This is a genomic window from Paenibacillus sp. FSL H3-0469 (assembly GCF_038051945.1).
In the GTDB taxonomy this organism is placed as follows: Bacteria; Bacillota; Bacilli; order Paenibacillales; family Paenibacillaceae; genus Paenibacillus_AQ.
On sequence record NZ_CP150302.1, the window covers coordinates 352,541 to 368,176 of the forward strand.

At 52.3% G+C, this 15,636-nt stretch carries 14 protein-coding genes; 11 read left to right on the top strand and 3 right to left on the bottom strand.

The features are described from left to right. The first annotated feature begins 89 nt into the window (after positions 1-89). From NSS83_RS01650 to NSS83_RS01670, 5 genes are all read left to right on the top strand, one after another. Positions 90-1,316: a M20 family metallopeptidase gene (locus tag NSS83_RS01650; RefSeq protein WP_341347538.1), complete on the top strand. Its 1,227-nt coding sequence runs from the start codon at positions 90-92 to the stop codon at positions 1,314-1,316. A gap of 29 nt (positions 1,317-1,345) precedes the next feature. Further along, a complete protein-coding gene (locus tag NSS83_RS01655) occupies positions 1,346-2,185 on the top strand; it encodes an enoyl-CoA hydratase/isomerase family protein (RefSeq protein ID WP_341186063.1) in 840 nt (279 codons plus the stop codon). After that, positions 2,175-3,008, top strand: a complete 834-nt coding sequence (locus NSS83_RS01660) for an enoyl-CoA hydratase/isomerase family protein (RefSeq protein ID WP_341186062.1) — start codon at positions 2,175-2,177, stop codon at positions 3,006-3,008. The genes NSS83_RS01655 and NSS83_RS01660 overlap by 11 nt, the downstream gene beginning before the upstream one ends. A gap of 65 nt (positions 3,009-3,073) precedes the next feature. Beyond that, positions 3,074-4,282: an L-serine ammonia-lyase gene (locus NSS83_RS01665; protein ID WP_341186061.1), complete on the top strand. Its 1,209-nt coding sequence runs from the start codon at positions 3,074-3,076 to the stop codon at positions 4,280-4,282. Between the two features lie 298 nt (positions 4,283-4,580). Then, entirely contained in the window at positions 4,581-5,741 is a 1,161-nt protein-coding gene (locus NSS83_RS01670; protein ID WP_341186060.1) for a Gfo/Idh/MocA family oxidoreductase, read from the top strand. A gap of 315 nt (positions 5,742-6,056) precedes the next feature. Here the strand turns inward: NSS83_RS01670 and NSS83_RS01675 are convergent, their stop codons facing one another. Beyond that, positions 6,057-6,950 carry an AraC family transcriptional regulator gene (locus tag NSS83_RS01675; protein ID WP_341347539.1) on the bottom strand — a complete coding sequence of 298 codons (894 nt, stop codon included), beginning with the start codon at positions 6,948-6,950 and terminating at the stop codon, positions 6,057-6,059. Positions 6,951-7,073: 123 nt separating this feature from the next. Between NSS83_RS01675 and NSS83_RS01680 the strand changes: the two genes are divergently transcribed. Together NSS83_RS01680 and NSS83_RS01685 are read left to right on the top strand one after the other, a co-directional pair. Next, positions 7,074-7,961, top strand: coding sequence for a sugar phosphate isomerase/epimerase (locus tag NSS83_RS01680; RefSeq protein ID WP_341186058.1), 888 nt, complete (start codon positions 7,074-7,076; stop codon positions 7,959-7,961). Between the two features lie 16 nt (positions 7,962-7,977). Beyond that, positions 7,978-9,048, top strand: a complete 1,071-nt coding sequence (locus NSS83_RS01685; protein WP_341347540.1) for a Gfo/Idh/MocA family oxidoreductase — start codon at positions 7,978-7,980, stop codon at positions 9,046-9,048. Positions 9,049-9,157: 109 nt separating this feature from the next. Here the strand turns inward: NSS83_RS01685 and NSS83_RS01690 are convergent, their stop codons facing one another. After that, positions 9,158-11,068, bottom strand: coding sequence for an AraC family transcriptional regulator (locus NSS83_RS01690; RefSeq protein WP_341347541.1), 1,911 nt, complete (start codon positions 11,066-11,068; stop codon positions 9,158-9,160). Positions 11,069-11,264: 196 nt separating this feature from the next. On the opposite strand from NSS83_RS01690, the gene NSS83_RS01695 reads away from it, so the two are divergent. Beyond that, a complete protein-coding gene (locus NSS83_RS01695) occupies positions 11,265-11,816 on the top strand; it encodes an SAM-dependent methyltransferase (RefSeq protein ID WP_341186055.1) in 552 nt (183 codons plus the stop codon). Positions 11,817-11,907: 91 nt separating this feature from the next. On the opposite strand, the gene NSS83_RS01700 is transcribed toward NSS83_RS01695, so the two are convergent. After that, positions 11,908-12,114 carry a DUF1657 domain-containing protein gene (locus NSS83_RS01700; protein ID WP_341025047.1) on the bottom strand — a complete coding sequence of 69 codons (207 nt, stop codon included), beginning with the start codon at positions 12,112-12,114 and terminating at the stop codon, positions 11,908-11,910. Between the two features lie 220 nt (positions 12,115-12,334). Between NSS83_RS01700 and NSS83_RS01705 the strand changes: the two genes are divergently transcribed. The 3 genes from NSS83_RS01705 (at position 12,335) to NSS83_RS01715 (ending at position 15,634) form a co-directional block, all read left to right on the top strand. After that, positions 12,335-13,195, top strand: a complete 861-nt coding sequence (locus NSS83_RS01705; RefSeq protein WP_341186054.1) for a DUF421 domain-containing protein — start codon at positions 12,335-12,337, stop codon at positions 13,193-13,195. Between the two features lie 111 nt (positions 13,196-13,306). Further along, positions 13,307-14,284, top strand: coding sequence for an aldo/keto reductase (locus tag NSS83_RS01710; protein WP_341348700.1), 978 nt, complete (start codon positions 13,307-13,309; stop codon positions 14,282-14,284). A gap of 372 nt (positions 14,285-14,656) precedes the next feature. Beyond that, positions 14,657-15,634, top strand: coding sequence for an AAA family ATPase (locus tag NSS83_RS01715; protein WP_341186053.1), 978 nt, complete (start codon positions 14,657-14,659; stop codon positions 15,632-15,634). Positions 15,635-15,636: the final 2 nt, after the last annotated feature.

Here is a 15,636-nt window from a genome sequence, read left to right on the forward strand (position 1 = left end):
TACGATGAAACTGTTCTTAAAAAGTCCTAAAACATAAAGGGGGTAAGATTTATTCTAACTAAACGTTCATTTAATTTATGTTGCGGGAGATGTTCATTGTGAGTGAAGAAGCTGAAGACTTAATGAGTATGGCTCATCAGCTGCAGGACAAAATGGTCACGTACAGGCATCATCTTCATGCGGTTCCGGAGCTTGATCTAAGTTTAGCTAAGACTACTGCATACGTAAAAGAGGCATTGGAATCGATGGGGCTGAAGCCCACTCTCGTCGGGGAATCAGGGCTAACCGTTACCATTGGCGGACAGCATGAAGGGAAGGTAGTTCTGATCCGTGCGGATATGGACGCTTTGCCCATTTCAGAGGAAACGGAGCTCTCTTACGCGTCGTTGAACGGAAACATGCACGCCTGTGGGCATGACATGCACACTTCCATGCTGCTCGGAGCTGCGGAGATCCTGAAGGCTAACGAAGCTGAGCTTCGCGGGACGGTTAAGCTTATGTTCCAGCCGGGTGAGGAGACGCTGCACGGGGCAAAGATGATGCTGGAGAATGGGATTCTGGACAATCCCAAGGTGGATGCAGCCATGATGCTCCATGTGTTGACCGGAATGCCGCTACCTCTCGGACAATTTGTAGTGCCTGAGGAAGGCGGAGCGATATCTGCTTCTTCGGATTGGTTCGAAATCATCATCCGGGGGAGGGGCTCACATGGCGCTATGCCTGAGGCCGCAGTGGACCCTTTGAATGTGGCTGCTCATCTCCATCTGGCACTGCAAGGAATCCTTAGCCGGGAAATCTCGCCGATTGAACATGCAGTCCTTACCATTGGCGTGATGGAGGGCGGAACTACGAACAACGTGATTCCCGATACGGCCAGATTGAAAGGCAGTGTACGTACATTTAACACCGCATTGCGGGATAAAATGGAGACCCGTATCCGTGAAATTACCGCAGGGATCGGAGAAACTTTTCAGGCAAAAATGGAAGTGATCTATACACGTGGTTGTCCTGAAGTGAAAACGGATGGCGGACTTAATGAGCAAATGAGGGCTTCGATTGCAAATACCTTTGGCGACGGCTCCTATATTGGTATAACTGAGCTGGTACCCGGCGGGAAATTAATGGGCTCAGAAGATTTCGCATTTGTCTCTCAGGCGGTGCCAAGTACCACAGTGTTTCTTAACGCAGGCAATACCGAAGAAGGTTATAGTTACCCTGTACACCATCCTAAGACGATGTTCGCGGATGAGGTGCTTCATAGAGGGGCTGCGGCTTATGCAGCTTTTGCCAGAGATTGGCTTGAAAGTAACAGTTAAGCTTAAAACCAAACTTAGGAGGAATTACAATGACAGAGAGACGTATGATTGGACCCACCAAATTCGAAGAGTATTCCGAGAAATACAAGGAATTCCTGTTAATGACCCGCCGTGACGGAATCCTTGAAGTGCGTCTGCACACTGATGGAGGTTCATACAAGCACAATTGGGAAGCTCATACCGCCTGGTCTCATGCCTGGTCAGATATTGGCCGTGACCCTGAGAACGAAGTCATGATTATTACGGGAACCGGGGATAAATGGCTGATTGGCGACCCTGAGGTCTGGAATACGAAATTCATGGACTGGCCGAAGCAAAAGAAGCTCGAACAGTATCATGAATCACTGAGACTGCTTGAGAATCTGATCTTCTGCATTGACATCCCGACCATCGGGGCGGTTAACGGACCGGGAACGCACTGCGAACTCGCAACGCTTTGTGATATTACCATTTGTACGGAAGACGCTGACTTTTTCGATCCGCATTATCTGGGAGGCACGCCTCCGGGAGATGGAATGTTGCTCACACTGCAGAACATGATCGGTTTCAAAAAAGCAGCCTACTACGCCTACACCGGCAAGAATATCAATGGACAGACCGCCTTGGACCTGGGCATAGTCAGTGAAGTTCTGCCCCGCGAAAAGCTTCTTCCACGCGCTTGGGAGCTCGCGGAGATGATCATGCAGGCACCGCGTTCAACGAGACATCTGTCTCACTCCATCATCTCCCGTCCATGGAAGCAGGCCCTGGTCGCCGATCAAGGATTCCAGCTGGCCCACCAGATGTACGACATGGCCATAGATGAAGAAGGAGCGCTGGAGCGGCTGAAGAAAATGCAAGGACGCCTGATGGGCAACGATGTTCAATAGAGAGATGACTGGACCTACCAGGCTCGAAGAATACTCTGAGAAGTACAAGGACTTATTCCTCATGACCCGCCGTGACGGTATTCTCGAAATGCGGTTGCACACTCACGGGGGACCTTTACAATTCGACTGGCCGGTCCAAGCCGCATATGGTCAGGTATGGTCAGATATTGGCCGTGATCCTGAGAATGAAGTCATGATTCTCACAGGGACTGGAGAGTTGTGGCAGACCGGCAATCCTGAAGTCTGGACCACCAAATTCATGGATTGGCCGAATCGCCGGAAGCTAGAGATGTATCATGAATCACTTAGAATGATTGAAAATATGGTTCATTGCCTGGACATCCCCACGATTGGGGCGATCAATGGCACAGGCGCACACTGGCAATTGGGAACGCTTTGTGATATTACCCTTTGTACGGAAGCCACAGCGTTCTTCGATGCCCATTATCTGGGCGGTGTACCGCCCGGAGATGGAATCGTTCTGGCACTTCAAAGGATTGTGGGAACCAAGAAAGCGGCATACTATGCATACACGGGCTTGAATATTAATGCTCAAGAGGCATTAGAGCTCGGTTTGGTCAGTGAGGTGCTGCCTCATGATCAGCTTCTTCCACGGGCATGGGAGCTGGCAGAAATGATCATGCAGGCACCCCGCTCTACGAGACATCTTACTCATTCGATTGTGTCACACCCGTGGAAACAAGCTTTTGCGGAGGATCAAGGTCTTCAGCTTACCCACCAATTGGTTGATATGGCTATGGATGAAGAGGGGATTCATGAGCGGCTGATGAAGCTCAAGGAACGTTTTCAGAGAAATGGGTAATAAGCCTGATCAAGCCGCAGGAGGAAATCTTAAGCCAAAGACAACTTAGAAGGGATGAGGGTGCTATGAGATCGTTGACTGAGCTATTTAGGATTGGCAGTGGACCGTCCAGCTCCCATACCATGGGGCCGGAGAAAGCGGCCAGCATCTTCAAGTCGGAAAATGAAGACGCAGACCAGTTCAAGGCACTGATCTATGGTTCTCTTGCCAAAACAGGCAAAGGCCATATGACGGACAAGGCCATTATTCGCGCATTGTCACCCGCTTCAGCGGAGGTTGAATTTGTTCCACAGCCTGACTTTGATCTGCCTCATCCCAATACAATGGATTTGTTTGCTTACAAAGACGGTCAGCAAACAGCCTCCATGCGTGTTGCCAGTATCGGCGGCGGGGAGATCGTGATTGATGGGCGGGAGGAGACGCGGGGACCTGATGTCTATCCGGAGAACAGTTTTGCCGAGATCAGTGCCTATTGTAAAGCGAATCATATCCGCCTAAGCGATTACGTTGAGCAGCGTGAAGGCACACTGATCTGGGAGTTCCTCCAAGGCATCTGGGAAGCGATGAAGCGGTCGATCGACGAAGGGCTGTCTGTCACAGGCATTCTGGAGGGTGGTCTGAATGTCGAACGCAAGGCGAAATATCTGTATCATCAGGGGACTGAGGATGAGAGCCCGGAGACTCGGGAAAATCGGATCGTCAGCGCGTACGCTTTTGCCGTCAATGAACAGAATGCGGCCGCCGGTACAGTCGTAACGGCTCCAACCTGTGGGGCCTGCGGTGTTGTGCCCGCCTCGCTCCGTTATATGCAGGAGAAGCTGCAGGTCCCGGACGAACGAATTCTCCGGGCGCTGGCCGTCGGCGGGCTCATCGGTAATCTGGTCAAGCAGAACGCCTCCATCAGCGGTGCTCAGTGCGGCTGCCAGGCGGAGGTGGGCACGGCTTGCTCTATGGCAGCGGCTGCACTGGCTGAACTGTCCGGGATGGAGATTGACCAGATTGAGTATGCGGCGGAGGTGGCGATGGAGCACCACTTGGGGTTAACCTGTGATCCGATTAACGGACTGGTTCAGATCCCTTGCATTGAACGGAATGCGGTCGGTGCGATGCGGGCGATTAATGCGCAGAGTCTGGCCAAGTTCTTGTCCGGTACCCGTAAAATATCCTTTGATCTGGTTGTACAGACCATGTATGAGACAGGCCTCGATATGAACAGCAGGTACCGTGAAACTTCTGAAGGCGGGCTCGCTAAGTTCTACAACATGGGCAGTTAAATGAAAATGATACCGCTATAGATGAGGAACGTCCCTGGCTGCCGTTTGGCAGAGGGGGCGTTTTTTTGTTTTTTAGGAAATTATGATTTTTATCTAATTTGCTCCGCAGCACGTAACATTGTAGAGAAATCCTGCAAATGGTGCAACAATGTACCTTAGCCCGTTCTGCAAAATGTGCAACAATACGGTTGTAAGGCAGATCTAGCTGTCCGGCAAGAAGGGATTTGACTTAAGCGCAGCCTGAATGAGAAAATGTATGCGTGTACATCGAGTAGTCTATTCAGTGAGGAGGCACCAAATGAAACAGCTACGCATTGGAATGATAGGTTATAAATTCATGGGCAAGGCCCACAGCAACGCTTACCGCAGTCTGCCCATGTTCTTTCCCAAGGCAGTTAAGCCGCAAATGTCGGTCATCTGCGGACGTAATGAGGGAGCGGTACAAGAAGCGGCAGCACAGCTTGGCTGGTCGGAGAGCGTGACGGACTGGAAAGACCTGATCGCACGCAGCGATATTGATCTGGTCGATATTAATGCGCCAAGCAATGCCCATAAAGAGATTGCCCTGGCGGCTGCGGCAGCAGGCAAGCATATCTTCTGCGAGAAGCCGCTGGCCCTGAATTTGGAGGATTCCCGCGAGATGCTTGCGGCTGCCGAAAAGGCTGGAATAGCGCATATGATTGGCTTCAACTACCGTTTCTCCCCGGCGGTACGGCTGGCGAAGCGGCTGATTGAGAGCGGCCGGCTGGGCACCATCTATCATTTCCGCGCGTGGTTCCTGCAAGACTGGATTCTCGACCCGGAATTCCCGCTGGTCTGGCGGCTCCAGAAGGAGGTTGCCGGTTCGGGATCGCATGGTGATCTCGGGGCGCATCTGATTGATCTGGCTCATTTCCTGGTCGGAGATGTAGAGGAGGTTATCGGCATGAGCGAGACCTTCGTCAAGGAGCGTCCGCTGGCAACGGAGATGACCGGGCTTAGTGCCAAGGCTGGCAAGGATGCGCCGCGCGGTCCGGTAACCGTGGATGATGCGACCTTGTTCCTGGCCCGCTTTGCGAACGGCGCACTGGGCAGCTTCGAGGCAACGCGGTTTGCCGCCGGACACCGTTCGACTAACTCCTTCGAGATCAATGGCAGTCTCGGCAGTGTGAAGTTTGATTTTGAACGGATGAATGAGCTAGAGGTCTACCTGACCTCGGATGACGAGGATGTGCAGGGCTTCCGCCGGGTACTGGCCACCGATCCGTCCCATGACTATGCGGAAGCGTGGTGGCCGCCGGGCCACACCATCGGGTTCGAGCATACCTTCATTCATGAGATGCTGGAGCTGTCGAATGCCATTGAGGAAGGTCGCCAGCCGGAGCCGAACTTCAACGACGGCGTGAAATGCCAGGCGGTGCTGGAAGCCGTGGACCGTTCCATAGAGCAGCGGCGCTGGGTTCCGATATCTGAGATGTAAGCTGAATACAGAGAAACACCGCCGGGGGTTTAGTGGCCGGCGGTGTTTTTTGGGCTGCCAGGGGGAAATGGGCGTGTTAGCAGGATGTGTTCGAAAAACCGATCACAATTGGACTGTGCGCGGCGGGCGGGCCAAATGTAGTCGGAAAACCGACCACAATTGGACTGTGCGCGGCGGGCGGGCCAAATGTAGTCGGAAAACCGACCACAATTGGACCGGGAGTGGCGCGCGGACGAAATGTAGTCGGAAAACCGATTACAATTGGACCGTGCGCGCCACGTAAGCCTGATGGTCGGCCGGAGTGTCCACTTGGATTTACTCTTGTTTCCGTGCCTGGGAAGGGGTCAGACCCTTGTACTGCTTGTACAGCTTGGTGAAGTAATTCGGATTGTCACAGCCGACCCGGCCTGAAATCTCGGTAATGGTCAGGTCCGTCTCCAGCAGCAGCCGCTGCGCCTTATCCATTCTGCAGAAATTCACATAATCGATGAATGTCCGTCCGGTGAGCTTCTTAAAGGTTTTGCAGAAATGAAAAGGGTTCAAATTTACGAACCTGGCAGCGGCCTCAATCGACATCTTCTGATCTGCGTGGTTCTCCAGGTGTTCGAGCAGCGGCTTGAAGCGCTCCCGGTGGACGCCGCCCCGTTCCCCCTGTTCCCGCTCGCTGCGCTGCCGGGCCGGGAAGGCCCGGGACATCAGGGTGAAGAACAGGTGCAGCTGATTCTTCACCACGAGCTGAAAAGCCGGCTGCTTGGCCTCCACTTCGGCAATCACCCGCTCCAGCAAATGATAATACGCGGCGCATTCAGGCTGCTGGGCGGCAGGCATAACAGGGAATTGATTCAGATTATTAAGGTATGGAGCTACGAATTGCTCATGCTGGGAATCCTGGTTCCTGTCCTTGAACAGCGAGGCATGGAACACAATTGAGACATACGACAGGTCACCGCTACACTGGCTATAGCCGACATGAAGCCCGCCGGACGGCACCATCAGGACATCCCCCGGCCCGGCTTCATAAGGCTTGCTGTCCACATGAAAAATGGCCTGACCTTCGCGCATAATGATGATCTCGAAATGCTCATGCCAGTGCAGAAACAGGATGTTCTGTTCAGGAGATACCTCCCGGCAGTTGTTGAAGAACAGACGGAACGGATACGTTTTCTCTTCCAGCCTTGGATATTCCTTAAGTTCCTTCGGATAGGTCATCTTTATTCAACTCCCGCAAGATTCAGCTAGTTTAGCACAAGATAAGTAGAGATTTTGCCCAAAATGAGCGATATACTAGGAATGTTGCATTAACTATAAACCAATATTGGAGTGGCATACAAGATGCAGGATACATTAAGAATCGGAACACTGGTTGGAGGCGGGGATGCGGTCAGAGTTATTCCGCAGATTATAGGGCATGGATTCGAATCCTTCAGCTTAACCTTTTGGCAGACTACAGGAACTACTGATTTGGCAGAAACCGCGGCACGGGTGCGTGAACTGGCTGCGGAGCATGATTTCACGATTTCTTCCGTCGGCATATTCGGGAATCCGCTTACAGGGACAGGTGACAATTCAGATACGGTTGCCAGCTGGGAACGGCTGATCGACCATGCCCACTTGTTCGGGACGGATCTGGTCTCCGGCTTCACTGGACGTCTGCCCGGCGTATCTATAGATGAGTCGATTCCGAAGTTCGCGGAGGTGTTCGGTGAGCTGTCGAAGCGGGCGGCGGAGCGCGGGGTCAAGATCGCTTTTGAGAATTGCTCGATGGATGGGAACTGGCGGGCAGGGGACTGGAATATTGCTCATAACCCTACTGCCTGGGAGAAAATGTTCAACGCGGTGAATGCCGATAATCTCGGCCTGGAATGGGAGCCCTGCCACCAGATGGTGCAGCTGATTGACCCGATCCCGCAGCTGCGCAAATGGACGGACAAGATCTTCCACGTCCACGGCAAGGACGCAACCATCGCCTGGGATATTATCAAGGAATACGGAATCCACGGACCTAAGCCTTATGTGTGGCACCGGACGCCGGGCTTCGGGGATACCAACTGGACAGATGTGATCTCGATTCTCCGTCAAGCCGGATACAAGGGCACGATTGATATTGAAGGCTGGCATGACCCTGTCTATCGTGACGATCTGGAGATGACCGGTCAGGTCCATGCACTGAATTATCTCAAAACCTGCCGGGGCGGCAGCTTCATCCCGAACCCGGTGTAACTTGGAGGAGAGCGTGATGACAGCAGGACATCGTGTGGTTGTGGCGGGCTGCGGGGCTATGGCTAATGAATGGATCAGCTATGCTCTGAAGCATGCTGATGGAATAGAGATTGTAGCGCTCGTGGATATCCGGCGGGAGTCCGCTCTGGCCATGGCAGAGAAGCACGGGCTAACTTGCCCTGTATTTACTGATGTGGAACAGGCAATTGCTGATACAGCGGCTAATCTGGTATTCGATGTGACGGTGCCCGCCAGCCATTACAATATTGCCAGCAGCGCGCTTGAGGCCGGTTGCCATGTGTTCGCGGAGAAGCCGCTGGCGGAGACGATGGAGCAGTGCAACTCGATCGTCAGCATTGCTGAACGTACCGGCAGAAGCCATGCGGTGATGCAGAACCGCCGGTATGATCCGCGCATCCGCTCATTGCGGGAGCTGATAACGTCAGGGGTGATAGGGCGGACAGGCTCTATCAGCGCGAATTTCTTCCTGGCTCCGCATTTCGGCGGTTTCCGGGATGCGATGGACAGCCCGCTGCTGCTGGATATGGCGATCCACACTTTCGATCAGGCCCGCTATATCAGCGGCGCTGATCCGGTAAGCGTGTATTGCCAGGAGTTCAATCCGCCGGGATCGTGGTATGCGGGGAAAGCGGCGGCGGTCTGTATTTTTGAAATGTCGGACGGCTCCGTATTCTGTTATCAAGGCTCCTGGTGTGCGGAAGGCGCGCCTACCTCCTGGGAAGCTTCATGGCGGGTGCAGGGTGAAAAGGGAGCTGCGATCTGGGATGGACGGGATCTGCCGTATGCCGAGGTGATTAGTGCCGGGAGTGAACACTCCGGCCAGTTCCTCCATGAATATGGGCGGCTGGAAGCGCCGGAGGTACGGATGGAGGAGACCTTCCACCAGGGCTGCCTCGATGAAATGTTCCGTTCGCTGGCCGAAGGCCGTCCGGCCGAGACAGATTGCCGCGATAACCGCTACAGTATGGCCATGGTGCTGGGGGCTCTGGAGAGTGCGCGGACAGGCCGCAAGCTGAGCATTGCCGAATTCATAGAGGGCGCTGAGCTGACGGGGAGGAAGGCGTAGGGGATTTTAGCACGGGAAGCAAAATGGAATGCAAAAAAGCATGGGGAAAGCCCCATGCTTTTTCTTTTACCGCCGTCTTCACAGATCACTAATCTGCTTGTTGGTCTAATTATTTATCCGTCCCCAATAACAAATTCACAACCGTATCCAGTTGCTGCTCCAAAGAATAGGGGTCCTCCATGACAAATTCATCATGATAATGATCCCCGTATAAAAATACTTTGCCATTCTTCACGGCAGGTACACTTTTCCATATATCACTTTCCATTGCTTGGTTTGTAATCTCAGCATCGCCATTATATACAAAGATATAATCTCCTAAATATTCAGGCAGCACCTCAAGGGAGATCGATTCGAACCCCTCTTTCATATGTAAGGCACTTTCTGTTGGCGGCAGCTGCAGCATTTCGTAAATAGTGGAGGAACCGTAATTTCCGCCCGTTGCTGCTAACACATATACTGTTTTTTCGGCAAATTGAACGATGGATACGGTCTCCCCTTCTTTCATGACGTTAGATACCTTTGACCTTGCATCAATAACCTTCTGTTCGTATTCCGCAATCCAATCCTCTGCCTGCTGTTCTTTTCCGAATATCGAGGCTACTCTTCTGAATTTATCAAGCGGACCAGCTGTTGACAGCTCTTCCCAGTATGGCAGAAAAACAGTGGTGCCGATCTTCTCATATGGGTCAACGTAATCTTCAATCGAACCGATAATGAGGTCTGGCTCCAGCATGGTCAATTTCTCCAGATTCATCGGGAATTCCCCCAGATCTTCGATTCTTTCGAGTGTTTCTTGGGGAATCTCCGCCTTGTCCATCCAGCCTTCGTCGAGCATGAACGTTCTTGCACCGACAGGGACAATGCCCAGTTTCAATAAATGACCCATATATTGGTCTGCCGCCACTTTTACCGGCTCTGCGGGTACTTCAATGTCTCCTCTTGGTGTGGCTACGATCCTTGTCTTAGAACTTTCTAGCGAGGCAGCCGGAGTTGCCTGATTTACGTTATTGTTCCCGTTGGAGCAAGCACTGAGCAGGAGGGAGCCGCAGAGCAGGATAGCAGCCATGGCCACAGATCTGGTCGGTTTTGATGTAAACATATGTATGTCCCCTTTATCTGTATTCTGATAATGATTATCATTATTAATATACAGATCCGCACGAGGTTCAGAAATAGAGGATATGGGGAAGTTTAATGGACTTTCAGCAACTTTGTGCTGCCGCAGCTCCCTATTTCTATGATGAGCAGGGGCTACACCCTTTCGTTTTTTATAAATTCTGCTGAAATAGTATACGTCTTTATACCCTATGCTTGCCGCAATCTCCCCGACAGAAGCATTAGTTGTCATTAGAAGCTCTGATGCAAGGTCAAGCCGGTAGCGGATTAAGTAATCTATCGGACTGATGCCGGTATGCTCCTTAAATAAGGATGACAGGTGATAAGCACTGAAATTGAACACTTCCGCAAGTGAATCTAAGGTAATAGGCTCCGCATAATTCTCACGGATATAAGTGATTATCTGCACTGCAATCGAAGTTATTTTGACCTCGGTCTCATGCTCTTGCAGGCGGAGTTCCTGTAACGTCAGATGAACGAACTGGTAAAAAAGTGCTTTTACCTGAAGACGCTCTTCCGGCTGATCCCATTTCTGATGCATCTGCTGAATTTTGTTATACAGTGAAAGAGGAGCCTCAGGCCTAAAACAATACAGCTCTTGAAAAGGATTCGCTTCATGAAGCAAGGATTTGTAATAAATAATATAGTAAATAAATTTGCCGTTTACGGGAACGATGCTTAGGGTTGCCCCTTCGCCGCAATGCAAAAGTTGAAATCCTGTACAAGCAAACTCAGCCTGGTCTGCCTGAACTTGTGCGCTTCCTTGTACCGATAGCAAAAATAGATTGGCAGGTATTATAAATGGAGGAAGAACTTCGCCTTGCGCTAACTCCTTCTGCCGGATATTTAGCAGCGTAATTGCAGCCTGATCCCAAAGTAATAATTGATTGCTGATGTGCATGATGCGTTATTCCCCTCTATTATCTGTCTACAACTCATTTTAAATGATAACTATTATCAATGACAGTCTGATTAATACATGCGTAATTGAAAGTCACATCACTCCATATCCTCCTCACATCGCTGCATTCCAGATCTGTGTAATGAAGCTTAGAATAAATACCAGATAGTGGATGTAACGAACAAGGGGGATCGCGATGGTTGAGCAGTTAAAAGTTGTAATTGGCAGCGGTGGAAGCCGGCATAACCAGGGATGGCTGCATACGGAGGAGAGGGAGCTTAATCTTTTGCAAGAAGAACAGTGGGCCGTCAGGTTCAAGAAGAGCTCCATACAAGCCATCCTTGCGGAGCATGTCTGGGAGCATCTGACGTATGAGGAGGGGATACGGGCGGCAAGTATCTGCTATCCTTATCTGGCACCTGGCGGGTATATCCGCTGTGCTGTGCCGGACGGGTATTTTCCAGATGAAGCTTATCAGATGATTGTGCAGGTCGGGGGACCGGGTCCCCTGGATCATCCGGCTGCATCCCACCGTATTGTACATACTTACACTACACTTCGCAGCATGTTCATAGCCGCCGGATATGAGGTAAGACTGCTGGAATATTGCGATGAATCCGGGCAGTTTCATTATCACCACTGGGATGAGGGTGGAGGATTTATCTACCGTTCCAGGCGCTTTGACCACCGTAACACAGAGGGAAGGTTAGGTTTTGTCTCGCTGATTGTGGATGCCGTTAAGCGATAACACATAACATCTCCTCCTGACAAAAAGGCTGATCCCCGCAGCACAATTCGCTACGTTAAGATCAGCCTGTTCTTCATTCTATCCGTCCGGGCTAGAAGCCCCGGTACTGCGGTTCTTCCTTTTCCAGCTCGGTTACGCGTCCTTCCACCTGCTGGACAATCTGCTGAGTCTGCTCGGCCGCTTGGGTGAACAGAGTCTTGGCTTCCTCATTCTGTGTCTCCATGGCGAATTGCTCCAGACTGGCCTGGGCGCTCTTCAGCGAAGCTACGCAGGTCTTGACTTGTGAGGCGACAGTCATCAGGCTTTCCCTCCTCCATATTATAGAAATGGATCATCATCCACGGATTCTAGTATCTGCATTCCCGCAGCTCATATTCTGGAAAAATACTCCAGACTCATGAGACATATAACCAACCCGCACAAATCTTATGGTTAATTCCCCCCTGGTTTGACAAATACTGAAGCAGAATGCCTGAGCACACAGAGCATGAAATATCACAACACAGGGGGTTATTCGAATGCCTGAAGCGCTGGAGGTTGTCCTGCGGACCTTGTTTGCAGTGGTCGTAATGTTTTTTCTAACCAAGATACTCGGTAAACGGCAGGTTTCGCAGCTGTCTTTTTTTGAATATATTACGGGAATTACGGTGGGGAGCTTGGCGGCTTATATCTCGCTGGACACGGATAAGACTTGGCATCTGGGCCTGATTGCCTTAGGCGTGTGGGTTGCCTGCTCGCTGGGAATCGAATATCTGCAGATTAAGAGCAAGAAGGCCCGGGATTTCATTGACTTCAAATCGACGGTGCTGATTAAGGACGGCAAGATTCTGGAGAATAATATGAAAAAAGAGCGTCTGAGCGTCGATGAGCTGCTGGAGGAATTGCGCAAAAAGGATGTCTTCAAGGTGGCCGATGTGGAATTTGCGATTATGGAGTCGGATGGTGCGATTAACGTGCTTTTGACCAAGGAGAATCAGCCCTTCACCCCCAAGGATCTGGGAATAAAGGTCGCCCCGGAGAAGGAGACGCTCGCTGTGATTATGGATGGTGAGATTCTGGACGAGCCTCTGGATACGCTGAATCTGTCCCGGAAGTGGCTGCAGACCGAGCTGGAAAAGCTGAATCTGACCGTGAAGGATGTCTTCCTCGGCCAGGTGGACTCTTACGGTGAGCTTACCGTGGATCTCTATGCCGACAATGTGAAGGTGCCGCAGCCGCAGGATAAACCGCAGCTCTATGCGCTGCTGAAGAAATGCGAAGCCGATCTGGAGCTGTTCGGCCTGTCTACGAAGAATAAGGCGGCGAAGCAGATGTACGGAAATTGTTCAGAGCAATTGCAGGAGCTGCTGCAGAAGCTGAAGCCTTTTATCCAGAACTAACAGCCATTGTCCTAAGAGGCATCGGGAAGATTTTCCATTCGGGCGCTGTAGAGGTATACTATAATCGATTTCATAGGATCTACTTCTACTACAAGGAGGATGCTGCCGATTATGGACTATGTGAAGCTGGGAACGACCGGACTGGATGTATCACGGATCTGCCTGGGGTGTATGAGCTATGGGGTGCCGGAGCGCGGGAGTCATCCCTGGTCGCTGAATGAGCAGGAGAGCCGGCCGTTTATCCGCAAAGCGCTGGAGCTGGGGGTTAATTTCTTCGACACGGCTAATATCTATTCGGATGGGACCAGTGAAGAGATTGTCGGACGGGCCCTCAAGGAGTTCGCCTCCCGTGACGAGATTGTGCTGGCTACCAAGGTGCATGGCCGCATGCGTTCCGGCCCCAATGGCGGAGGACTGTCGCGCAAAGCCATCCTGAGCGAAATTGATCACAGCCTGAAGCGGCTGGGCACAGATTATGTGGACCTGTATCAGATTCACCGCTGGGACCCGTCCACGCCGGTTGAGGAGACGATGGAAGCCCTGCATGATGTGGTAAAAGCGGGCAAAGCCCGCTACATCGGCGCTTCCTCCATGCCTGCATGGCAATTCCTTAAGGCACTGCATACCGCAGAGCGTCATGGATGGACCCGGTTCGTGTCGATGCAGAACTATGTGAACCTGCTGTACCGGGAGGAGGAGCGGGAGATGCTGCCGCTGTGTGAAGCGGAAGGGATCGGTGTCATTCCGTGGAGTCCGCTGGCCCGCGGCCGCCTGACCCGGGACTGGCAGGAGACGAGCACCCGCTCGGAGAGTGATCAGTTCGGCAAGCTGCTGTATTCACAGACGGAGGAAGCGGACCGGCTGGTGGCCCTGCGGCTGAAGGAGATTGCGGAGCAGCGGGGAATTCCCCGCGCACAGGTGGCACTGGCCTGGGTGCTACAGAAGAAGCCTGTTGCAGCGCCGATTGTCGGAGCAACCCGGATGAGCCATCTGGAGGATGCCGCCGCAGCGGTATCGGTTATCCTCACCGATGAGGAAATCCGCCGGCTTGAGGAGCCGTATGTGCCTCATCCGGTGATGGGCTTTTAGCACAGGTATTATATGATAATTTGAGTTGTTGAGTTGAACAGGAGCCGGATGACGGCTCCTTATTTGTGCGTTCTATATAAGGTGAACTAAAAAAAATAACAAAAAAGTAAAAGAAGCGGAGGGGAAATTTGGAACTGGAAGAGCGGCAGCGTCCGCCTTTGTCAACCGATTTCAACCGCGAAGAGCGGATAAAATCAAAGAAATTGGGTGACAACAGCGGCTGGAAGTCCAAATGTTCACCGCAGTGACGACCATGCTTCAGGTTCAAAGCCTCAGTGAGTCTTATATAGCTATTATATAATGTAGACGCTTTCTGGTATGATTAGCTTATATGTACATACCTTTTTTTGGAATAGGATGGTGTTATTATTCATGAATCTTCAAGAAGCAACCGCTCTAATTGGATCGATCCGAAGTAATCTGGCGCAAGTTATTGTCGGCAAAGAGGGCGGCGTGAACCTGCTGCTGACCGCCTTGCTGGCGAATGGTCATGTGCTGCTGGAGGATGTTCCCGGCACCGGAAAGACGCTGCTCGCCAAAACACTGGCCCGTTCCCTGGACTGCACGTTCAAGCGGATTCAGTTCACGCCCGACCTGCTGCCGTCCGACTTAAGCGGCATCAATTACTATAATCAGAAGACCGGCGAATTTCAATTCCGCCCCGGGCCGGTATTTGCCAGCATTCTGCTTGCGGATGAGATTAACCGGGCCACGCCGCGCACCCAGTCCAGCCTGCTGGAGTGTATGGAGGAGCGGCAGATTACGATAGACGGAGTGACGCATGAGCTGGAGCGGCCGTTCCTGGTTATTGCTACGCAGAATCCGGTGGACAGCCAAGGGACCTTTCCGCTGCCTGAAGCGCAGCTGGACCGGTTCCTGATGCGGATTACCAGCGGGTATCCGACATTTGAGGAAGGGATACATATCCTCCGGAGATTCCGCCAAAATAACCCGCTGGAGGATACCGTTGCGGTGGCCACGGCCCGGCAGATTCAGGATATTCAACGCCTGGCTGCGGAGGTTGCCGTCAGTGACGAGCTGCTCGCTTATATGATGCGCGTGGTTGAGGCCACCCGTACCTCCCCGGCGGTCCGGCTGGGGGCAAGCCCCCGGGCTGCCTTCGCCCTGCTGCGCGCCTCGCAGGGGTATGCACTGATCCAGGGCAGAAGCTACTGTATCCCGGATGATATCAAAGAGGTTGCGGTTCCAGTGCTGGCACACCGGCTGATTCTCCAGCGCGGTCCCGGAGTCCGCGAAGGCCAGTCGGCAGAGGTCGTGCTTCAGGTGCTGCGTGAGATTGAGGTGCCGGCTGAGCCTGCGGTCCTGTCCAGGGGCGGAAGGGTGGAGTGATC